Origin of the sequence: Pseudomonas sp. E6002 (assembly GCF_013385565.1) — a bacterium.
Classification (GTDB): domain Bacteria; phylum Pseudomonadota; class Gammaproteobacteria; order Pseudomonadales; family Pseudomonadaceae; genus Aquipseudomonas.
Map to the genome: position 1 here is coordinate 1 of NZ_JACAPT010000008.1, position 24,714 is coordinate 24,714.

Sequence of the window (24,714 nt, forward strand, 5' to 3'; positions counted from 1 at the left end):
TGTAAGAGCGGAACCCTAAGTAGCCGTTACCGCAGCAACGGATATGTACACTCACGAAACCCGCTCCCCAACCACAACCCCATCCCGCCACCAAGCCGCCAAACTAAAGACGTTCGGCGCCTTGAGCAGCGAAAAATGATTCCCCGGCCCATACCAAACCTCCAACACCCCCACGCACCCGCGCCACCCCTCAACCATCAACCCCTGCTCCCGCTGATTCCCTGCCGCGTCCAGGGTCGGATCCTCCGCCAACACCAACCGCACCACCCCCTCATACCGCCGACCAGGCCGATAAACCGTGCGCAACGCCGACGCATACGTGCGCGCCGGCCCATCCATCGCCTCCACCGAAGACCGCGCAGGCAACAACCCAACCCCCACCATCCCCCCATGCAACAACCTTCGCTGCTCCACTTCATCGCGCCCGGCAAAATCCACCGCATCAATCCCAAGCGACTTACCCGAAGCCACCTGCATCGACTCCACCAACCGCAACAACGCCGCCGTCGTGGTATAGGGCCGGCCCACCACCCCATTGCCCCCGGGCGCCTCGCTGTCGATCAACGTCAACGACGCCACCTCTCGCCCCTGAGCCTGCAACCGCGTGGCCATCTCGAACACCACCCAACCGCCAAACGAATGCCCCACCAAATGCACTGGCCCCGAAGGACATTCCTGCTCCAGGGCCTGCAAATAACAGCGCGCCGCCGCCTCAACCTGGCTATGGGGCACCACCTCCCCATCCAGCCCACGGGGCTGCAAGCCAAAGATCGGCCAGTCCCGTCCCAACGCCTCGGTCAACCCTACAAACCCCGTCACGCTATCCCCCGCCCCCGGCACACAGAAGATCGGTGCCTGCCCGGCGCGACCACTCTGGATCCGCAACAACGGCTGATGCACCGCCACCGCCGGCGCCTCACTCAACGCCAGGGCCTCAACCATCGCCTGCCCCAGCGCCTGGATATGCGGTGCCTGCATCATGCTCTGGTGATCCCCCGGCACCTCAATGCGGCGCAATTGCCCCACGGCCAGTGCCTCATCCCATCCCAAATCCAGGCTGCGCCGCGAGAGTTCCGTCGGCCGCTCGGCGGCGCTGAACAAGTGCACCACCAGTGGCATCGGGAACAGGCTGTAATGCGCCAACGCATGCCCATGCCCGACTTCCCGCTCGATAAAACTCAACAGGTCCGCGTCCGAAGCCGCCGCCATCTGCGCGTACAGCAAATGCCGATCGCGGCAGCGTTGCAGCAAACCCGCAAAGTCCAGCTGTCCAATGTCCGCTTCCAGTTGCTCAAGGCTCGCCAACTCATCCACACCTCCCTGTGCCTTCCAATACGCCGTGCACTGCAACAGCAAATGCCGCTTGAGGGCATCCGGCCCGCTCCAGCGCGCCTTGCCCTGGTCGGTCATGCGCGGCACGTAGCTGTCGATCAACCCGAGGAATGCCACCGGTTCGTCCAGCCCCTGCAGTTGCATCGCCACTTCATAGGCCAACACCCCGCCGAACGACCAACCCGCCAGCCGATACGGCCCATGGGGCTGCACCGAGCGGATGATCCCCACCAGCCGCGCCGCCAGGCCTTCCATGGTCTGCAACTGCACCTCGCCAAGGGGTGCACCGGGCAGGCCATAGATCGGGTAGTCCCCCGGCAGGTGCCGACCCAGCGCCGGGAAATACACGTCCATGCCGCTGAACTCATGCACCAGGAACAACGGCGGCTGGCTGCCGCTGGCGCGTACGGTGATCAGCGAGCTGTTGTCCTCCCGCGCCGTGCGCTGACCAAGCATCGAGGCGACCGAGGCCACGCTGGCGTGCTGGAACAGCTCGGCCAACGACACCTCAAGCCCCGCCTCTTCCATCAGGTTGACCAGCCGGATCGCCAGCAACGAATGGCCACCCAGTTCAAAGAAACTGTCATGCCGACCGACCTGCTCCAGCCGCAACACCTCGGCCCAGAGGCGTGCCAGGGTCTGTTCCAGCTCGTTCGCCGGCGCCTCGAACACGCGGCTCGCCGATGCCTCCAGCGCAGGCACTGGCAGGGCCTTGCGGTCGACCTTGCCGTTGGCCGTCAGGGGCATTTTTTCCAGCGGTACATAGGCCGATGGCACCATGTAGTCCGGCAGGTGCTGCAGCAGATGACTGCGCAACACTTCGATGGCCAGCGGCTCGCCGGTGTAGTACGCCACCAGGCGCTTGTCCCCCGGCGCATCTTCTCGTGCCAGCACCACCACATCCTTGATGCCGCTGCAGGTGGCCAGGCGTGCTTCGATCTCGCCCAACTCGATGCGGAAGCCGCGGATCTTCACCTGGTCGTCATTACGCCCGATGCACTCCAGCAGTCCGTCCGCCGACCAGCGCCCAAGGTCGCCGGTGCGGTACAACAAGCCATCGCCAAACGGATCATCGACAAACTTCTCGGCCGTCAGCTCCGGCCGGTTCAGGTACCCCTTGGCCACGCCATGCCCGCCAATGCAGATTTCCCCGACCACGCCCAGCGGCACCGGCTGCAAGTGCGCATCCAGCAGGTGGATTTGCGTGTTGGCAATCGGCCTGCCGATCGGCACGCTTTCGGCATCGGCGGCGATGGCCTGCACTTCATGCGTGGTGGCGTAAGTGGTGGTTTCCGTCGGGCCGTAGCAATGCACCAGCCGCAGTGCCGGCGCCTGGGCCAGCAGGCTGCGGAACGCCGCCGGATCGGCCCGTTCGCCGCCGCACAACAGGATGCGCAGCCCGGCCAACGCGTCGGGAATCAATTGCACGTACTGGTTGAACAGCGCAGTGGTGACGAACAGGATCGTCGCCCCGCCCGCCTTCAGTGCCCGGCCAAACGCGCCGGGGTCGAGCAAGGTCGCATGGTCGATCACCAGCACCTGGCCACCGTTGAGCAGGGGGCCCCACACGTCCATGGTGCTCGCGTCGAACGCCGGGTTGGAAGCGAACGCCACGCGGTCATGGGCGTTGAAATCGGCGTAGCCGTTATTGATCACCAGCCGCGTGACGCCCCGGTGCGGTACCAGCACACCCTTGGGGGTGCCGGTGGAACCGGAGGTGTACATGATGTACGCCACGCGCTCCGAGGACTGCGACAGGTCCGGGTTGTGGCTCGGTTGCGGGTCCAGCGCCAGGGTGTCGAGGTCGATACGTCGGGCCGGGTAAGCGACAGGCTCGCTGCTGTGGGTCAACAGCCACACCGCGCCACTGTCCTGCACCATAAAGGCCTGGCGCTCGGCCGGGGCGTTGATGTCCAGCGGCACGTAGGCCGCCGCGCATTTGAGGATTGCCAGTTGGCTGAGCAACAGGTCAATCGAGCGCGGCAACAGGATCGCCACATGGTCGCCGGGCTGCACGCCCAGGTTGCGCAGGTGGTGCGCCAACTGGTTGGCTCGGGTGTTCAGCGCGCCGTAACTCAGGGTGTGTTCACCATGCACCACTGCGATAGCACCCGGGCGTGCCTGGGCCTGGGCTTCGAACAAACGCTGCACCGTATGTTCGTGAGGGAATTCGCGCTGGGTGGCGTTGAATTCCATCCGCAGTTTTTCACGCTCCGCCGCCGGCAGAATCGACAGTTGGCTGATTGAGCCCCCTGCATTCTGTTCCAGGGCCTGCACCAGTTGCTCCAGGGCAACATGCAGGTACTCGCAGAGGCGTGGCGCGCCCTGCCCCATGGCGTCAAAGCCAAACCCGTCGCCCAGGTCATCGACACTCAGGGACAGCGCAAAGTTGGTACGTTCCTCGGCCTTGAGCACCTGCATGCCCTGCCACGCCTCGGCTACGCCGCCAGCGTGCGGGGCGCTGTGGCGATAGTTGAACAGCACGCTGAACAGCGGCGTATTGGCCGGCAGCCCGCTGCAACGCTGGGCCAGGGCCAGTGGCGCATGTTCGTGACTGAGCAACCGGGTCAGGCTTGCGTGGGTGGCCATCAGCGCTGCGTGCACCGTGCGCTCACCCAGGTCGACCCGCAGCGGCAAGGTGTTGATGAACACGCCCAAGGCACGTTCGGCGCCTTCGCCGCCTTGCAGCCGGCCCAGCAATACGGTGCCGAACACCACCTGCTCGCGGCCGGAAACCTTGCCCAGCACCTGCGCCCAGGCCAGGTGCATCAGGCTCGCAGCACTCACCCCAAGCTGCCGTGCCAGGGTGCGCAGGCGCCCGTTCAACAGCGGGTCGACGCGCAAATGTGCCTGTTGCGCTTCACCCGGTGCACTCAATGCCAGCGTCGGCTCATCGACCTCCCCGAGCATCTCGCGGAAGAACGCTTCGTGCTCTTCCTCACGCATGCCCAACCGCGTCTGCGCCACATAATTGCGATACGGCACCGCCGCACCCAATTGCTCGCGCCGGCCGAGCAAGCACGCCTGCATCTCGTGCTGCAGCACCTCCAGCGCAACGTGGTCCATCACCAGATGATGGAACAGCAACAACGCAACCACCCGCTGGTTGGCCGGGTCCTCGGCGTATACCAGGCGCATCAGCGGTGCCTGAGCCAAGTTCAGCCGATGCTGTTCGAAGCGCGCCTGCAATTGCGCCAGCACATCGCCCGCCAGTTGAATCGGCTCAACCCGCAGCGAAGCCTGGCGCCACACCACCTGCACCGGTTCTTCCAGCCCGTCCCAGTGCATCGACGAGCGCAGGATATCCTGCCGCTCGATCACCGCTTGCAACGCCTGGGCAAACGCTTCAAGGCGCTCGACGCTGGCGAAGGCAAACTGCGCCTGTAACAGGTACGCGTCACCCTGTTGCACTGCGCGGTGGTGATACAGGATCCCGGCCTGCAACGGCGCCAGCGGGTAAATGTCCTGAACGTTGGCCGCGCCACCGGGAATGGTCGCGACAAGGCGGTCGATGGCGGGTTGCTTCAAGTTCACCAGCGTCAGCATGTCCGGGGTGATCCGCGTGCAATCCGCGGCGATCCCATTGGCTGGCACCACCACTTCGCGACCACCACCCACGGCAGCCGCCAAGGCTGCAAGGGTGGGTTGACCAAACAGGACTTTCACATCCGCCGACAACCCGACCCGACGCATGCGGCCGATCAGGCTGGCGGCCAGCAGCGAATGGCCGCCCAGCTCGAAGAAATGGTCGTGCCGACCGACACGCTCCACCTTGAGCAAATCCGCCCACAGGCCGGCCAGGGTGATTTCGGTTTCCCCCACAGGCGCGACGTACTCCCGGGCGCTCACCGATTCCAGGCCTGGCGCCGGCAGTGCCTTGCGGTCGAGCTTGCCATTGGGGCTCAGGGGCAAGGCCTCCAGGTGCATGAAGGTGGCCGGTACCATGTAGTCCGGCAGGTGTTCCAGCAAATGGCTGCGCAAAGCGTCGATTTGCGCCGGCACGCCGGTGTAGTAAGCCACCAGCCGTGAATCGCGGGCGACCACGGCGGCTTCGTTGATCTGCGGGAATTGCAGCAGTCGCGCCTGGATCTCCCCCAGTTCGATGCGCAAGCCACGGACTTTCACCTGGTCGTCATTGCGGCCCAAATACTCGATGGTGCCGTCCGGCAGGTAGCGCCCGACGTCGCCGGTGCGGTACATCCGGCCCGCGCTGAACGGGTCCTTGAGGAAGCGCTCGGCCGTCAGCTCAGGACGGTGCAGGTAACCCCGCGCCACTTGCACACCGCCGATGAACAGCTCGCCCACCACACCCAATGGAACAGGCTGCAACTGCCCGTCCAGCAGGTACATGCGGGTGTTGGCAATCGGCTTGCCGATGGGGGTGTTGTCCGGCGTGACGGGCCCGGCGCAATCCCACGCCGTCACGTCCACCGCCGCTTCCGTCGGGCCATAAAGGTTGTACAAACCGATGCCCGGCAACTGCTGTTTGAAGCGGCGCACCAGGCTGCCTGGCAACGCTTCACCACTGCACATCACCCGCACCAGCCCGGCGCTCTGGCTGACGTCGCCGTGGGCCAGGAACACATCGAGCATCGACGGCACAAAGTGCAGCGTGGTGATCTGCTCCGCCTCGATCACCTCACACAGGTAGGCCGGGTCTTTATGCCCGCCAGGACGCGCCATCACCAACCGCGCGCCGGTGAACAGCGGCCAGAAGAACTCCCACACCGACACGTCGAAGCTGAACGGGGTTTTCTGCAACACCCTGTCCTGGGCAGTCAGTCCGTACTCGTCCTGCATCCACAGCAGGCGGTTGACCACGCCCGCGTGCTCGTTGATCACGCCTTTCGGTTGGCCGGTAGAACCCGAGGTGTAGATCACGTAGGCCTGATGCTGCGCGGTCAGCCCATCCACTCGTGGGTTGGACGTTGATTGGTGCTGCCAGGTGTTCCGGTCCAGGTCCACCAGCGGCACCGTGACGTCGCCCAGCAACGAACGGGTTTCGCCCTGCACCAGCACGGCGGCCGCGGCGCTGTCCTTGAGCATGTAGGCGATACGTTCCAGCGGATACGCCGGGTCCAGCGGCACATAACCGCCGCCCGCCTTGAGGATTGCGAACAGGCCAATGACCATCTCCAGGCCGCGCTCGACGCAAATTGCCACCCGCGAATCCGGCTGTACACCCAGCTCCCGCAGATGGTGCGCCAACTGATTGGCCCGTTCGTTCAGCTCGCGATAGCTCAGGCACTCCGAGCCTGCCTTCACCGCAAGCGCATCCGGCGTTCTCGCCACCTGGGCTTCGAACATACCGTGCAGCGTCTGGTCGAGGTTGTAATCCACTGTGGTGTTATTGAAGTCGAACAGCAGATGCTGGCGCTCCTGATCGTCCAGCAAGTCAGCCTGCTCCAGCACCGCCTGATCGTTATCCACCATGGCCTGTAGCACGCGGGTGAAATAGCCGACATAGCGTTGCATGGTCGACTCGTCGAACAACGCGATGGCGTATTCCAGGGTGCCGCGAATTTCGCCCCGGGTCTCGCCGAGGTTCAGGGACAGGTCGAACTTGGCAAAGTGACTGTCCTCCACGATTCCTTCAAGGCTCAGGTCGCCCAGAGCCAGCACCGGCGCGTCACTGTCCTGCCAGGTCAACATCGTCTGGAACAGCGGGCTATGGGCCAGGCTGCGCAATGGCCGGGTGATTTCCACCACCTGCTCAAACGGCAGATCCTGATGAGCCTGGGCGTCCAGCGCCAGCCCCTTGACCCGCGCCAGCAGCGCCTCGGCGCTCAGCTCGCCCGAGGTATCAATGCGCACTGCCAGGGTGTTGACGAACAACCCGATCAGGCCTTCCACCTCGGCCCGCTGGCGGTTGGCGACCGGCGAGCCGATCACCACTTCCTCCTGCCCGGCCAAACGCGCGAGCAACGAGGCCCACGCCGTCATCATCACCATGTACAGCGTGGTGCCGTGGCGCTGGCTGAGGGCCTTGAGCCCGGCGCTCAGGCGCTCATCCAGGTGCACCTCGACGCTGCTGCCGGCGTAGTCCTGCTGGGCCGGGCGTGGACGGTCGGTCGGCAACATCAGCAACGCCGGCGCACCGGCCAGGGTGTGTTGCCAGTAGCTGCTCTGGCGATGCAGCACTTCGCCGCTCAGCCACAGGCGCTGCCATACGGCAAAGTCGCTGTACTGGATCGGCAACGGCGGCAGTGGGTCAGCCTCACCGTGGCTGAACGCCTGGTACAGCGCCATCAGTTCGCGGGTCAGCACGCCCATGGACCAGCCATCGGACACGATGTGGTGGATAGTCAGCAGCAACACGTGATGATCGTCGGCCATGATCACCAGGCGCCCGCGCAACAGCGGGCCGCGCTGCAAATCAAAAGGCGCCGAGGCTTCGCCCTGGATCAACGCGTCCAGCACCTGCTGTGCTTCGGGGTGGCGACGCAGGTCCTGGACTTGCAGGGGCATCACTTCTTCAGGCGGCACGATCAGCACCTGGGCGTCGTCATCCTGCTGGGCAAACCGGCTGCGCAAGGTCTCATGCCGCGCGACGATCCGCGCCAGGGCCCGTTGCAGCGCGTCGACGTGCAACTGCCCGCGCAGGCGCAGGCCGATGGGAATGTTGTAGGCGGTGTTGGCGCCCTCCATCAACGCCAGGAACCACAGGCGTTGCTGGGCAAACGACAACGGCAACTCCGTGTCCCGCGCCGCCGGCAGGATATCCGGCAAAGTGCTGCGCCCGGCCTGGGCCACTACCTGCGCCACCGCCGCCAGTTCGGCATTGGCGAACAGTTCGCCCAGTGCCAGGTCGACCCCCAGTTGCTGGCGAACCTGGGACACCATGCGCATGGCCAGCAACGAATGGCCGCCCAACTCAAAGAAATGATCCTGGCGCCCAACACGTTCCACTTGCAACACATCGGCCCAGATCTGCGCGAGGACGGCTTCGATATCGCCATGAGGCGCCTCGTATTCGCGGGTGAAGACGGCGGCCAGGTCCGGCTTTGGCAGGGCCTTGCGGTCCAGTTTGCCGTTGGCAGTCAGGGGCAACGCATCGAGTTTCACGTAGGCCACCGGCACCATGTAGTCCGGCAAGTGCGCCACCAGATGGGCACGAACCTCGCCCACTTCAAGCGGTTCGAATTGCGGGTTTTCGGTGAAGTAAGCCACCAGCCGGGGCTGGCCGGGCTGGTCTTCACGGGCCAGCACCACGGCTTCCTGGAGACCGGGCAGCTGGTTGAGGCGGGTTTCGATTTCCCCCAGTTCGATGCGCACACCGCGGATTTTCACCTGGTCGTCGTTGCGGCCCAGGTACTCGATATTTCCGTCCGGCAACCAGCGCGCGAGGTCGCCGGTGCGGTACATGCGGCCCGAATTGAATGGGTCATCCAGGAAACGTTCGGCGGTCATTTCCGGGCGATTGAGGTAACCCCGCGCCACGCCCTTGCCGCCCACATACAGTTCACCGGCAACCCCCAAGGGCACCGGGCGCTGCTGTTCGTCCAGCAGGTAAACCGTGGCATTGGAAATGGGTTTGCCGATGTGCAACGGCTGCCCGGGCTCGATCCGCCCGGAGGTGGCGACCACCGTGGCTTCGGTGGGGCCGTAGTTGTTGATCACCTCGAAACGCTGGGCGCGGGTGAACTGGCGCAGGCGGTCGCCGCCAATCAGCAAGGTGCGCAGGGTCGGGTGCTCGATGTTCTGGCTGAACGCATATTCGGCCACCGGCGTGGGCAGGAAACACACGTCCAGCGGTTGTGCGCGCCACCAGTCCAGCAGCGCGTCGATATCTTCGGCGCCGTCGTGGGCCGGCGGCAGGTGCAAGGTGGCCCCCACGCACAGGGCCGGCCAGATTTCCCAGGCCATCGCGTCAAAGCCAAACCCGGCAACGCTCGCGGTGTGGCGGCCTGCGCACAGGTCAAACGCTGTGCAATGCCAGTCCACCAGGTTGGCCACGGTGTGATGTTCCACCATCACGCCCTTGGGCAGGCCGGTGGAGCCGGAGGTGTAGATCACGTAGGCCAGGTTGGCGGGCGTGACGGCCACCTGCGGGTTGCTCGCCGAATGGTGATGCCAGGTAAAACGGTCCAGGTTGATCACCGGCACATCGAGCGCGGGCAGGCGCTCCAGCAGTGCATGCTGGGTCAGTACCGCGACCGGGGCGCTGTCGCCGAGCAGGTAGCTCAGGCGCTCGGCCGGGTGCGACGGGTCCACCGGTACATAGCAGGCGCCGGACTTGAGGGTCGCCAGCAACCCGGCCAGGGTATCCAGCCCGCGCCGGGCAACGATGGCCACGCGATCGTCGGGTTTTACCCCCAGCGCCAGCAGGTGATGGGCCAGCAGGTTGGCTTGTTGATTCAACTCGGCATAGGTCAGCTGGCGGCCTTGATACACCGCGGCCACCGCGTCCGGGGTCAGCAGGGTCTGGGCCTCGATACGCCCATGCAGGGTGGTACCTTGGGGGAAGTCGATGGCTGTCGCGTTGAACTGCTCCAGCAAGTGCCGCTGCTCCGCCTCGGGCAACACCGACAAGCGATTCAAGGGTGTTTCGGGTGCCTGTTCCAGCGCCTGTACCAAATTCTCCAGGGCAGTTTGCAGATAAGCGCACACCCGCTGCGGATCAACCTGGGCGCTGGCCAACAGGCTCAGGCTGAAGTCTTCGCCCAGGTCGTCGACGCTCAGGGTCAACGGGTAGTTGGTGCGTTCCTCGGAGCGCAACGCTTGAATACCCTGCCAAGCCGAGACCGCTTCGGCGCTCGCGCCGCCTGCGCTATGGCGGTAGTTGAGCAACGCGCTGAACAGCGGCGTCGGCGCCACTACACCGCTGCAACGCTGGGCCAGGGCCAGCGCCGCGTGTTCGTGACGCAGCAAGGTGGTCAGCCGGGCATGGGTCGCCTTGACCCCGGTGCGCACGTCTTCGGCGCCTACATCCACCCGCAATGGCAAGGTGTTGATAAAGATCCCCAGGGCACGGTCGGTGTCGTGGCTGCCCTGCATGCGGCCCATCAGCACCGTGCCGAACACCACCTGTTCCTTGCCCGCCAGCACTCCCAGCACCTGGGCCCAGCCCATGTGGAACAGGCTCGCGGCGCTGACGCCCAACTGCCGGGCCTGGGCGCGCAAGCGCCGGCTCAGCTCCGGGGCCAGCGGCAGGCTGATCTCCTGGATGTTGTCGCCGTCGCCCTGCACATCCTGCAGGCCGTAGGGCAAGGTCGGCTCGCTGATGTCGCCGAGCATCTGCCGGAAGAACCCTTCGTGCTCCTGCTCGCTGATGCCCAGGCGCGCCTGGGCGACATAGTTGCGAAACGGCACCGCCTGGCCCAGTTCAGCCGCCCTGCCCAGCAGGCAGGCTTGCATCTCGTGGCAGACCACTTCCAGCGCGCTGTGGTCCAGGGCCATGTGGTGGAACAACAGCATCGCCACCACCCGTTGGCCGGCTTCATCCCAGGCCCGCACCAGGCGCAGCAGCGGCGCGCGGGTCACGTCCATGCGGTAGTGGCGGCCATCGAACAGGCGATGCAACTGGGCGGCGATATCGCCGTCTGCCGGGTCCAGTTCAATCGCCTGCACCGGCAGGCGCGCCGTGCGCCAGACCACTTGCGACGGTTCTTCCAGGCCTTCCCACACCACGCCGGTCCGCAGGATGTCGTGACGGTCGATCACCTGTTGCAAGGCCAGGGCAAAGCCCTCGAAACGCTCAAGGCTGTCGAAGGCAAACAGCGACTGCATGATGTACGGGTCGCCGTGCTCGGCACTCACATGGTGGTAGAGGATGCCCTCCTGCAACGGTGCCAGCGGGTAGATGTCCTGCACATTGGCGACGCCACCCTCGACGGTCTCGAGGATACGGTCGATGGACGCCTGGCTGAGGGTCGACAGGCTCAGCATCTGCGGGGTAATCGAGGTAGCGCCCGGTGGAATGCCATTGGCCGGCACCTGCACCTCACCGGCCTTGGTGGCCGAGTACTCCCCGGCCTTGATCAGCTCGATCAGCGCCGGCTTGTGTTCGCGCAGCGAGGCCACCAGTGCCGCGTCGCTCAGGGCCTGCTTGTTGCCTTGCACCGACAACTGATCGCCCTTGAGCGCCAGTTGCACATCCTTGGCCTTGAGTGTCGCCAACAGTTCGATGATGCTCACAGGACGATCTCCATTCGTTCGGTAATTGCGGCGTAGCCGGCCAGGGTCGGCTGTTCGAACAGGCCCCGCACATCGGCTTCCATGCCTTCCTGACGCAAGCGTCCGATCAAGCTGACGGCCAGCAACGAGTGCCCGCCCAGCTCGAAAAAGTTGTCGTGACGCCCGACCCGCTCCACCTTCAGCAGCTCGGTCCACAGCCGCGCCAGGGTGATTTCGGTAGCGCCCACCGGGGCCTCGTACTCGCGCACGATCAGTGATTCCACACCCGGCGTCGGCAAGGCCTTGCGGTCGAGCTTGCCGTTGGGGCTCAGGGGCAGAGCGTCGAGATGGACGAATACCGCGGGCACCATGAAGTCCGGCAAGCGCGCCAGCAGGTGCGCCCGCAACTGTTCGATATCGGCTGGCACGCCGGTGTAGTACGCCACCAGGCGTTCGTCGCGGGCCAACACGGCCGCTTCCTTCACCTGTGGGTACTCGGTCAGCCGCGCCTGGATTTCTCCGAGTTCAATACGCAGGCCACGGATTTTTACCTGGTCGTCATTACGGCCCAGGTACTCGATATTGCCATCCGGCAGGTAGCGCCCGACGTCACCGGTGCGGTACATCCGGCCTGGGTTGAACGAGTCCTTGAGGAAGCGCTCGGCCGTCAGTTCGGGACGGTGCAGGTAACCGCGAGCCACTTGCACACCGGCGATAAACAGCTCGCCCACCACGCCCAGCGGCACCGGTTGCAACCGGGCATCCAGCAGGTACATGCGGGTGTTGGCAATCGGCTTGCCGATAGGCGTGTTGTCCGGCACCACGGGCCTGGCGCAGTTCCAGGCGGTCACGTCCACCGCGGCTTCCGTCGGGCCATAGAGGTTGTACAAACCGATGCCGGGCAATTGCTGCTTGAAGCGCCGCACCAGGCTGCCGGGCAAGGCTTCGCCGCTGCACATCACCCGCAGCAGTCCGGCGCCCTGGCTGACATCACCGTGGGCCAGGAACACATCGAGCATCGACGGCACGAAGTGCAAGGTGGTGATTTGTTCTGCCGCGATCACCTCGCACAGGTAAGCCGGCTCCTTGTGCCCGCCGGGGCGTGCCATGACCAGCCGCGCACCGGTGAACAGGGGCCAGAAGAACTCCCACACCGACACATCGAAGCTGAACGGGGTTTTCTGCAGTACCGCATCAGTGGCGTTCAGGCCGTAGGCGTCCTGCATCCACAGCAGGCGGTTGACCACACCCGCGTGCTCGTTGATCACGCCCTTGGGTTGGCCGGTGGAGCCGGAGGTGTAGATCACGTAGGCCTGGTGCTGCGCGGTCAACCCGGGAACCTGTGGGTTGGACACCGGCTGGTGCGCCCAGGTGTTCTGGTCAAGATCCACCACCGGCACCGTCACGTCGCCCAGCAACGAACGGGTAGCGCCCTGCACCAGCAGCGCCGCGGGCTGGCTGTCTTGCAGCATGTAGGCGAGGCGACCCAGCGGGTACGCCGGGTCCAGCGGCACATAACCACCACCGGCCTTGAGGATCGCAAACAGACCGATGACCATCTCCAGACCACGCTCGACGCAAATCGCCACCCGCGCATCCGGCTGCACGCCCAGTTCCCGCAGGTGGTGCGCCAGTTGGTTGGCGCGCTGGTTCAGCTCGGCATAGGTCAGGCATTGCTCACCCGCCTTCACCGCCAATGCATCCGGCGTGCGCTCGACCTGGGCCTCGAACAGGCCGTGCAGGGTCTGCGCCAGGTCGTAGTCAACCTCGGTGGCATTGAAATCAAACAGCAGTTGCTGACGCTCTGCATCCCCCAGGATCGGCAGGCGGTCAAGGGCCTGGTGCGGCGCGTGCTCCAGGGCCTCCACCAACTGGGTCAACGCCATCTGCATATAACCGCAGACCCGTTGTGCGCCTACCTGGGCCGGGGTCAACGCGGTGAAGTCATAACCATCACCCAGGTCATCGACGTTCAGGGTCAACGGATAGTTGGTGCGCCCGTCATTGGTCAGGGTCTGCATGCCTTCCCAGGCGTGCTGCGCGTCCTGTGAACGGGTGGCGCCGCCCCGGTGGCGATAATTGAGCATCGAGCTGAACAGCGGCAGCGGCGCCGCCACCCCGCTGCAACGCTGGGCCAGGGCCAGGGAAGCATGTTCATGGCCCAGCAGCGCGGTGAGCCGGGCATGGGTGCTGCGCACGCTGTCGCGCACGCCTTGCCCGTCGATATCCAGGCGCAATGGCAGGGTGTTGATGAACACGCCAAGGGCCCGGTCCGCGCCCTCGCCGCCCTGCATCCGGCCGACCAGCACCGTGCCAAACACCACATTCGGCTTGCCCGACGTCACCGCCAACACCTGCGCCCATGCCAGGTGGAACAGGCTCGCGGTGCTCACGCCCAGCAGGCGTGCCTGGGCCCTGAGGCGCCGGCTGACGGCAGCGTCCAGGTGATGCGTGAATTCTTCGATATCCCGACCATCGCCCTGCACATCCTGCAAGCCAAACGGCAGCGTTGGCTCATGGATATCGCCAAGCATCTCGCGGAAGAACCCTTCATGTTCCTGCTCGCTGACACCCAGTCGCGCCTGCGCCACGTAGTTGCGATAAGGCATCGGCGCGGACTGCGGTGCGGGGTGCCCCAGCAGGTAGCCCTGCATTTCCCGCAGCACCACGTCGAACGCGGTGTGGTCCAGCACGATGTGGTGATACAGCAGCACCGCCACCACCCGCTGATTGGCCGGGTCGTTGGCGTACATCAGGCGGATCAGCGGCGCCTGGGCGATGTCCAGCCGGTAGCGCCGGGCGTCGAAACGCTGATGCAGGCCGGCCAGCACATCACCGTCCAGATGCAGCGCTTCGACCGTCAATCGAGCCTTGCGCCACACCACTTGCACCGGCTGCGCCAAGCCTTCCCAGACCACACCGGTCCGCAGGATGTCGTGGCGGTCGATCACCTGCTGCAAGGCCTGGGCGAAGCTGTCCAGGCGCGCCTGGGTATCGAATGCGAGGTGCGATTGCAGCAGGTACGGATCGCCCTGCTCCGCCGTGATGTAGTGGTAAAGAATGCCTTCCTGTAACGGTGCCAGCGGGTAAATATCCTGCACATTGGCGGCGCCACCCGGCACGCTGGCGACGATCTGGTCGATCATCGGCTGATCCAGCTCCACCAATGGCAGCATCGAGGGCGTGATGCGCGGGCAATCGGCGGCGATGGCATTCACCGGCACCACCACTTCCCGGCCACTGCCCACTGCCGCTGCCAATGCCGCCAGCGTCGGCTGGCTGAACAGCACCCGCACATCGGCGCTGAGGCCGGCCTGGCGCATGCGCTCGATCAGGCTTACCGCCAGCAAGGAATGGCCGCCCAGCTCGAAGAAGTGGTCATGGCGGCCCACTTGCTCCACCTGCAACACCTCGGCCCAGATCCGCGCCAGGGTGGTCTCGACTTCGCCGCGTGGGGCTTCATATTCCCGGCTGAGCACGGCGGCCTGATCCGGTGCCGGCAGCGCCTTGCGGTCAAGCTTGCCGTTGGCGGTCAACGGCCAGCTGTCGAGTTTGACGTAGGCCACCGGCACCATGGCCTCGGGCAGTTGGCTGTGCAGCTCGGCGCGCAGGGTTTCGATAACCAGCGGTTTTTGTTCGGTGAACCAGGCCACCAGGCGGCCGCCGCGCACCAGCACCACGGCTTCCTTGACGCCGTCGACGGCGGCCAGGCGGGTTTCGATTTCTCCCAGCTCGACGCGCACGCCCCGGACTTTTACCTGGTCGTCGTTACGGCCCAGATATTCAATGTTGCCATCCGGCAGCCAGCGCGCCAGGTCGCCGGTGCGGTACATGCGGCCCGGGTTGAACGGGTCATTGAGGAATCGCTCGGCGGTCAGGTCCGGGCGATTCAGGTAGCCGCGGGCCACGCCGCGGCCGCCTACATACAGCTCACCGGCCACACCCACCGGCACCGGCCGTTGTTGTGCATCCAGCAGGTACACCGTGGCATTGGCCATCGGCTTGCCGATATGCAGCGGCTGGCCGGCGCGCACCCGGCCAGAGGTGGCGACCACCGTGGCTTCGGTGGGGCCGTAGTTGTTGATCACCGCGAAACGTCGCTCATGGCTGAACTGGCGCAGGCGATCACCGCCGATCAACAGGGTGCGCAAGCTTGGGTGCTCAAGGTCCTGGCTGAACGCGTACTCGGCCACCGGGGTGGGCAGGAAGCTCACGTCCAGCGGCTGGGCCAGCCACCAAGCCAGCAGTTCGTCGATGTTTTCATTGCCGACATGGGCCGGTGGCAGGTGCAAGGTCGCCCCCACGCACAATGCCGGCCAGACTTCCCAGGCCATGGCATCGAAACCGAAGCCGGCCACGCTGCTGGTGTGGCTGGCGGCCTGCAGGTCGAAAGCTTCACAGTGCCAATGCACCAGGTTTTCCACGGTGCGGTGTTCCACCATCACGCCTTTGGGCTGGCCGGTGGAGCCGGAGGTGTAGATGACGTAGGCGAGGTTCGCCGGGGTCAGGCTGGCGACGTGGGGATTGGTGCCGTCGGGATAGGCGCCATGTAGATCGACGATGGCGACATCACCGAGCACGCCACGGGTGCTCTCTTCGGCCAGGACCGCGACCGGTGCGCTGTCTTGCAGCAGGTAAGCGATGCGCTCGGCCGGATAGGCCGGGTCTACCGGGACGTAGGCCGCGCCCGCTTTGAGAATCGCCAGCAGGCCCGCCAGCATCTGCGGGCCGCGTCGGCAGCAGATCGCCACACGGTCGTCGGGCTGTACGCCCAGCGCCAGCAGGTGATGGGCCAGTTGGTTGGCGCGTTGGTTGAGCTGTTGGTACGTCAGGTGCTGGCCGTCCTGGCTCACGGCAATCGCCTGCGGCAGGCGCAGGGCCTGGGCTTCGAAAGCGCCGTGCAGGGTCTGCCCTTGCGGGTAGTCGCGGGCGGTGGCGTTGAAGCTGCGCAGCAGGTGTTCGCGTTCGCGGGCAGGCAGTACCGGCAACTGATGCAACGGCGTTTGCGGCGCGTGCTCAAGGGCCTCCACCAGTTGCTCCAGCGCACTGTGCATGGAGTCGCACAGGCGCTGCGCGCCGATGGATTCCAGCGCCAGTACCGTCAGGCCGAAGCCTGTGCCAAGGTCGTCCACACTCAGGGTCAGCGGGTAGTTGCTGCGTTCTTCGCCGCCGAGCAATTGCACGCCTTCCCAGATACCGTGGCCGTCGCGGGCCATTTCGCCCGGGGTGCTGTGGCGGTAGTTGAGCAAGGCGCTGAACAACGGCATCGAGGTCGGCACGCCGCTGCACCGCTGGGCCAGCGCCAGGGACGCATGCTCATGACCCAGCAAGGCACTGAGCCGGGCGTGGGTCGCCTTGACGCCGGCACGTACCGCGTCGGCACCCACCTCCACCCGCAGCGGCAAGGTGTTGATGAACATGCCCAATGCCCGGTCGGCACCTTCGCCGGCTTGCATGCGGCCCATCAATACGGTGCCGAACACCACGTCCTGACGGCCCGACACCAGCCCGAGGACCTGGGCCCACGCGAGGTGCATCAGGCTCGCAGCGCTGACCCCCAGTTGCCGCGCCTGTTCACGAACCCGCAGCGCCAGCCCTGCATCGACGGGCAATTCGGCCTCTTCGATATCCCGGCCATCGCCCTGCACATCCTGCACGCCGAAGGGCAGCGTGGGCTCGTCGACATCGGCGAGCATTTCGCGGAAGAACTGCTCGTGTTCCTGGGCGCTGACACCCAGGCGCGCCTGGGCCACGTAGTGACGGAACGGTGCCGCGGCCGGCAAGTCATCGGCCTGGTTGAACAGGAACGCCCGCATTTCCTGGCCGACCACTTCCATGGCGGTGTGGTCCAGTGCCAGGTGATGGAACAGCAGGATCGCCGCGACCCGCTGGTTGGCCGGGTCCTGCGCATACACCATACGCAGCAGCGGCGCCTGGGTGATATCCAGGCGATAGTGGCGGGCATCAAAACGCGCGTGCAGTTGTTCGATCACATCACCATCGGCCGGGTCCAGCGGGATGTTCTGCACCACCAGTTCGGCCTGGCGCCACACCACTTGCACCGGGCTGTCCAAGCCTTCCCACACCACGCCGGTGCGCAGGATATCGTGGCGCGCCACGACCTTTTGCAGCGCGCCCATGAAGGCCTGCAAACGCTCGACGCTGTCAAACGCCATGCGCGATTGCAGCAGGTAGGGGTCACCCTGTTCGGCGCTGATGTGGTGGTAGAGGATGCCTTCCTGCAACGGCGCCAGCGGGTAGATATCCTGCACATTGGCCGCACCGCCGGGCACCGTCGCCACGATGCGGTCGATGGCCGGCTGGTCCAGCTTGACCAGGGTCAGCATCGACGGCGTGATGTGCTCGCAGCCAGGCGCAATGCCGTTGGCCGGCACCACGATTTCCCGGCCACTGCCCACCGCCGCCGCCAGCGCCGCCAGGCTTGGCTGGTTGAACAGCACCCGCACATCGGCGCTCAGGCCGGCCTGGCGCATGCGCTCGATCAGGCTCACCGCCAGCAACGAATGGCCGCCGAGTTCAAAGAAGTGGTCAAAACGCCCGACACGCTCGACCTTCAGCACGTCCTGCCAGATTTGCGCCAGCAGGGTTTCCACCTCGCCCTCCGGGGCTTCGAAACCACGGCTGAGCAGCGACGCCTGATCCGGCGCAGGCAGGCCCTTGCGGTCCAGCTTGCCATTCGCGGTCAGCGGCAACAGTTCCAACCAGACATAGGCCGACGGCACCATGTAGTCCGGCAGCCGGCTTTGCAGGTGCGCTCGCAACGCTTCAATACTCAGCGGCGCCTGGGCGGTGTAGTAAGCCACCAGGCGCTTGTCGCCGGGCTCATCTTCACGGGCCAGCACCACCGTGTCTTTCACGCCGGAATAGCTGGCGAGGCAGCTTTCGATTTCACCGGGCTCGATACGGAAACCCCGGATTTTCAGCTGATGGTCGTTGCGGCCCTGGTACAGCAAGGTGCCGTCCGCCTGCCAGCTCGCCAGGTCGCCGGTGCGGTACAGCAGCCCATCGCCGAACGGGTCGACGATAAATTTCTCGGCGGTCAATTGCGGCTGGTTCAGGTAACCCTTGGCCACACCCGCGCCACCGATGTACAGCTCGCCAACCACGCCCAGCGCCACCGGCTGCTGCCGTGCATCCAGCACGTAGGCACGGCTGTTGCCAATCGGTCGACCAATCGGAATACCGCCCTCACCCACCGACTTGATCTCGAAGGTGGTGGAAAACGTCGTGGCTTCGGTGGGGCCATAGCCATTCAGCAGGTGCTGCGGCGCGCCGTGCTCAAGCACCCGGGCGATCACCTGCGGGTCGAGCACATCGCCGCCGACGATCAGGTAGCGCAGTTGCCGGAACATCGGCATCAACCCGTCGGCGTACTGATGGAACAGCCCGGCGGTCATCCACAACACGCTGACGGATTGCTCCTGCAACAGGGCGCCAAACGCGGCCTGGGACAGCAACGTGGCATGCTCGACCACCACCACGCAGCCGCCGTTGAGCAACGGCGCCCACACATCGAGGGTGCTGGCGTCGAACGCCGGGTTCGAGGCGAAGGCCACCCGGTCGCGGTGATTGAAGTCGGCGTAGCCGTTGTTGATCACCAATCGAGAGACGGCGCGATGGGGCACCTGCACGCCCTTGGGCGCACCGGTTGAGCCGGAGGTGTACATGATGTACGCCACGCTTTCGGCAGACTGGGACAGGTTCGGATTATGGGTCGGCTGATTGTCGAGGTTCAGCCCGTCGAGATCACGCAGCACCTGCCCGGCATGACTGTCCTGCACCATGAACGCCTGGCGTTCGTCCGGCGCATTGATGTCCAGCGGCACGTACACCGCCGCGCACTTGAGGATGGCCAGTTGGCTGACCAGCAGGTCGATGGAACGTGGCAGCGCGATGGCCACGCTGTCGCCCGGTTTTACACCCTGGTCGATCAAATAGTGGGCCAGGCGATTGGCCCGCAGGTTGAGTTCGCGGTAAGTAAGCGACACGTCGCCGTGCACCACCGCCAGCGCGTCGGGGCTGGTCAGGACGCTGGCTTCGAAGATCCCGTGCACGGTGTGCGCAGCCGGGTAGGCGCGGGCAGTGGCGTTGAAGTCCACCAGCACTTGATGCCGCTCGGCGGGTGGCAGGATCGACACTTGATGCAGCGGTGTGGTCGGCGCCTGTTGCAGTGCCGTGACCAGGTTGCGCAAGGCGCTGAGCATGTAGTCGCCGACGCGCTGCACATCCACCTCCGCCACGCCTTGCACGGTCAAGGCAAAGCCTGCGCCAAGGTCGTCGACGTTCAGCACCAGCGGGTAGTTGCTGCGCTCCTCGGAACTGAGGATTTCGATCCCGGCGTCGGCGAACGGGCTGGCGCCCGGCGCTTCACCCGGCGCGCTGTGGCGGTAGTTGAGCAAGGTGCTGAACAATGGCAGCGCACCGGACACGCCACTGCATCGCTGGGCCAGTGACAAGGAGGCATGTTCATGCCCCAGCAACTGTGCCAGCCGCGCATGGGTGGCGCGCACGCCAGCCTGCACACCCACCGCGCCGACACTGACCCGCAACGGCAAGGTATTGATGAACATCCCCAGCGCCCGGTCGGCGCCCTCGCCGCCGTGCAGCCGGCCCAGCAGCACGGTGCCGAAGACCACGTCGTCCTGGCCCGAGACCTGGCCGAGGACCTGGGCCCATGCCAGGTGCACCAGGCTTGCGGCACTCACCCCCAGTTGCCGGGCCTGCTCGCGAAGGCCCAGGCTGAGGGCCGGTTCCAATGCCACGTGCGCTTCGCGCACACCGCTGCCGTCGCGGTTCACGTCCTGCAAGCCGAAGGCCAGGGTCGGCTCGTCGATGTCGCCGAGCATTTCGCTGAAGAACGCCTCATGCTGCGCAGCGCTCACACCGAGGCGCGCCTGGGCCACGTAGTTGCGGTACTGCACGGCGTCGGGCAGCAAGCAGGTTTCGCCTGCAAGGCTCGCGCTCATTTCCTCCACCAGCACCTGCAACGCGGTGTGGTCCAGCAGGATGTGGTGCAGCAGCAGGATGCCGACGTAACGGCCGTGATCCTCGGCGTAGGCAAACCGCATCAACGAGGCGCGGGACAGGTCGAGGCGGTAGTGGCGTGGGTCGAAGCGTTCCTGCAGTTGCGCCAATACGGCACTGGAAGGATCGGCTTCAACCTGCTCAACCACCAGCAGCGCCTGGCGCAAGACCACCTGTACCGGCTCGTCCAGGCCTTCCCAGACAATCCCGGTACGCAGGATATCGTTGCGCTCGATGACACTTTGCAGCGCACGGATAAACGCCTCAACCGGCTCATGGCCGCTGAAGCTGAACTGCACCTGCAACACGTAGGGATCGCCTTCGGTGGTTGCCAGGTGGTGGTAGAGGATGCCGGCCTGCAACGGGGCCAGGCCGTAGATGTCCTGCACGTTGGCGATGCCGCCGGGGACACTGGCGATGATATGGTCGATGGCCTGCTGGTCGAGATTCACCAGCGGCAGCATGTCCGGGGTGATGTGCCGCGTCGCTTCGCCGATCAGGTTGGCCGGGACCTGCACTTCATGTTGCCCGCCCACCGCAGCGGCCAGCGCAGCCAGGGTCGGCTGGCCGAACAGCACCCGCACATCGGCGCTCAGCTCGAGCTGGCGCATGCGCTCGATCAGCTTGACCGCCAGCAACGAATGGCCGCCCAGCTCGAAAAAGTTGTCCTGGCGCCCGACCCGGTCGACCTTGAGCAGGTCTTGCCAGAGATTCGCGATCGCGGTTTCCACCGCGCCTTGTGGCGCTTCATAACCACGACGGGCCAGGGCATCGGCGTCCGGTGCCGGCAAGGCCTTGCGGTCGAGCTTGCCGTTGGTGGTAAGCGGGAACGCGTCGAGCAGCACAAAGGCGCTGGGCACCATGTACTCGGCGAGGGACAGCAGCAGGTGGTCACGCAGCTCAGCGGCAGTGGGCGTGTGTTCAGGCTGGGCAATCACGTAGGCCACCAGCCGCTTGTCGCCCGGTTCGTCTTCGCGGGCAATCACCACGGCTTCGCGCACACCTTCGCAGGTGGCCAGGCGTGCTTCGATTTCCCCCAGTTCGATACGGAAACCGCGAATCTTCACCTGGTCGTCGTTGCGCCCCAGGTACTCGACACTGCCGTCGGCCAGCATCCGGCCGAGGTCACCGGTCTTGTACAGGCGCAGGCCGGTTGCGGGATCCGTCAGAAAACGTTCGGCCGTCAGTTCATCGCGGTTGAGATAACCCCGCGCCACGCCGGCACCGCCGACGTACAACTCCCCGACTACGCCGCTCGGCACCGGTTCGCGGCGGGCGTCCAGCACATACAGTTGCAAGTCGGGAATGCGCACGCCAATCGGGCTCACGCCCACCCGCTGCGCATCCGCCGCCTCCAGGGCACGGTAGGTCACATGCACGGTGGTTTCGGTGATGCCATACATGTTGACCAACCGCGTACCGGCGTTGGTCACCCGGGCGTACCACGGCTTGAGAATCCCCGGTTCCAGGGCTTCACCGCCGAAGATCACCTGGCGCAGCGAGTGCAGTTGCTGGCTGCGGCCCTGCGCCGCGATCAACTGGCGGAACGCGCTCGGGGTCTGGTTGAGAATACTGACGCCGGCTTCGCACAGCAGTGCGTAACACTCGTCCGGCGAGCGGCTGACCAGCTGCGGCACCACCAGCAACTGCCCGCCATGCATCAGCGCGCCCCAGATCTCCCACACCGAGAAGTCGAAGGCAAACGAGTGGAACAGCGCCCAGGTGTCATTGGCGTTGAACTTGAACCAGTGCTCGGTGGCGCTGAACAGTCGCGCGACGTTGCGGTGTTCGATCATCACGCCCTTGGGCAGGCCGGTAGAGCCGGAGGTGTAGATCACATAGGCCAGGCTGGACGCGCTGATTGCAACGTTGGGGTTGACGATGGGCTCGTGCTGCAGGCTGTTGAGGTCGATCGACGTGACGTCGCCCACCAGGTGGCGGGTGTCGTCCTGCACCAGCACCGCCAGCGGCGCGCTGTCTTTCAGGGTGTAGGCGATACGGTCCAGCGGGTAGGCAGGATCGATCGGCACATAACCCGCCCCAGCCTTGAGAATCCCCAGCAGGCCAATGATCATTTCCAGCCCGCGTTCGACACAGATCGCCACCCGGTCATCGGGGCGGATGCCATGCTTGAGCAGGCAATGCGCAACCTGGTTGGCGCGCTCGTTCAGCTCGCGGTAGCTCAGGTGTTCGTGTTCAAAGCGCAGCGCGATGGCTTCGGGATGGCTGGCGGCATGAGCTTCGACTTGCTGGTGGATCAGGGCCGAATCGGCGTAGTGCTGGGTGCTGGCGTTAAGGCCGTGCAGCAGATGCTGGCGTTCGGCGGCAGGCAGGATGCCCAGGATGTGCAACGGTGCATCTGGCGTTTGTTCCAGGGCCAGCACCAGGTTTTCCAGGGCGGTGTGCAGGTAACCGGCAATGCGCGTCGCGCCGATGGAGGCGTCCACCATCACGGTAAAGGCAAAGCCTTCGCCCAGGTCATCGACGTTGACCGTCAGCGGGTAGTTGGTGCGTTCTTCGGCGCCCAGCACCTGGATGCCTTCGGCGATGTCGATCACCGCCTGGGTGTCCGAGGCATCGCTGTGACGGTAATTGAGGATGGCACTGAACAACGGCGTGGGTGCGGCCACACCGCTGCAACGCTGGGCCAGGGCCAGGGAGGCGTGTTCGTGATCGAGCAGTTCGGTCAGGCGTTTATGGGTGGTTTGTACGCCCTCGCGCACGCTTTGTTCGCCTACATCTACCCGTAGCGGCAGGGTGTTGATGAACATGCCCAGGGCCTGGTCGGAGCCCTCGCCTGCGCCCATGCGGCCGAGCATCACGCTGCCAAATACCACGGCTTCGCGAGCCGAGACCTTGCCCAGCACCTGGGCCAGCGCCAGGTGCATCACACTGGCGGGACTGACACCCAACGGTCTCGCCTGGGCCCTTAGACGGCGACTTAGATCGCCGTCGACGGCAATGCGGGTTTCGTCGATGCCATGCCCGTCACCCTGCACATCCTGCAGGCCGAACGGCAGGGTTGGCTCGTCGATATCGGCCAGCATCTCGCGGAAGAACGCTTCGTGAGCCTGTTCGCTGACGCCATGGCGGACCTGGGCGATGTAGTTGCGAAACGGCACCGGTGCACTGGCGTGTTCGGTCTGGCCGGCGAGGTGCAGCTGGATCTCCCGGCGCACTACGTCGAGGGCGGTGTGGTCGAGGATGGTGTGGTGGAACAGCAGCATGGCGACCACACGCTGGTTGCGCGGGTCTTCGGCGAACACCAGGCGCAGCAGCGGTGCCTGGCCGAGGTCCATGCGGTAGTTGCGGGCGTCGTAGAGGGCTTGCAGTTGGGTCAGTACATCGCCGTCGAGGCGGGCTTCTTCGCAGGCCAGCGAGGCCTTGCGCCAGACGACTTGCAGGGGTTCGTCGAGGCGATCCCAGGCCATCGAGGTGCGCAGGATATCGTGGCGGTCGATGACCCATTGCAAGGCCTGGGCGAAGGTTTCAAGACGGGCACGGCTGTCGAACACGAACTGCGCGTGCAGCACGTAGGGGTCGCCCTGGTGCGCTGACAGATGGTGGTAAAGCATGCCTTCCTGGAGGGGTGCCAGAGGGTAGATATCCTGCACATTCGCCGCCCCGCCGGGGATCGCGGCGACGATGCGGTCGATGGCGGGTTGGTCGAGGTTGACCAGGGGCAGCATGTCCGGGGTGATGCGATAGGCCGGGCTGAGCCAGTCGCCGCCGTGTTGGGCGACGAGGTCGAGCAGTTGGGGTTTGTGGGCGATCAGTTGGTCCCATAGGGCGTCATCCAGCGCGTCGTCGTCACCCAGGATGATCAGGTCGCCTTCGTCCATTTGCAGGCGGATCGGGTGGGTGGAAAGAGCTGCCAGTAATTTGCTGAACTGCATGGGGTAACCTGCTTTTTTGAGTCGGATACGGTTGAGGAGAAAGTCCGTTTTCAGCTGTCGCGTAAGTGCCTGGGAGGCCCGGTTTAAAGCGCGGGCGCAGTCGTGGGCCGGGAGGCTTCCCGCAGGGTTGGGAAATTAGAGGATTCGGGGGGTGGGGGGTGACATGGGAAGCGGGGACAAAGCGGCTGGCGTGGGGGAACTTTCGTATTTGTTGGATGGGGGGCATATCCGTTATTTGGGTGATGGCTTCGATTGGTTCCGCTCTTACAGCGGCTCACTTTTGAAGAGCGCAAAAGTAAGCAAAACGCTCTTGCCCCACCACTCG

General features: G+C 65.3%; 2 protein-coding genes. Both read right to left on the reverse strand.

Annotated features, from left to right (window positions below; genetic code table 11):
- Window positions 1-51: 51 nt before the first annotated feature.
- Complete coding sequence (locus tag HX815_RS06270) at window positions 52-11,469, reverse strand: non-ribosomal peptide synthetase (RefSeq protein ID WP_177027962.1); 11,418 nt, start codon at window positions 11,467-11,469, stop codon at window positions 52-54.
- Window positions 11,466-24,389 carry a non-ribosomal peptide synthetase gene (locus HX815_RS06275; protein WP_177027963.1) on the reverse strand — a complete coding sequence of 4,308 codons (12,924 nt, stop codon included), beginning with the start codon at window positions 24,387-24,389 and terminating at the stop codon, window positions 11,466-11,468. The genes HX815_RS06270 and HX815_RS06275 overlap by 4 nt, the downstream gene beginning before the upstream one ends.
- Between the last annotated feature and the right edge of the window lie 325 nt (window positions 24,390-24,714).

Bases quoted from the DNA above. Each gene is read 5' to 3' on its own strand.
- HX815_RS06275 (WP_177027963.1), bottom strand. From the start codon at position 24,389: ATGCAGTTCAGCAAATTACTGGCAGCTCTTTCCACCCACCCGATCCGC.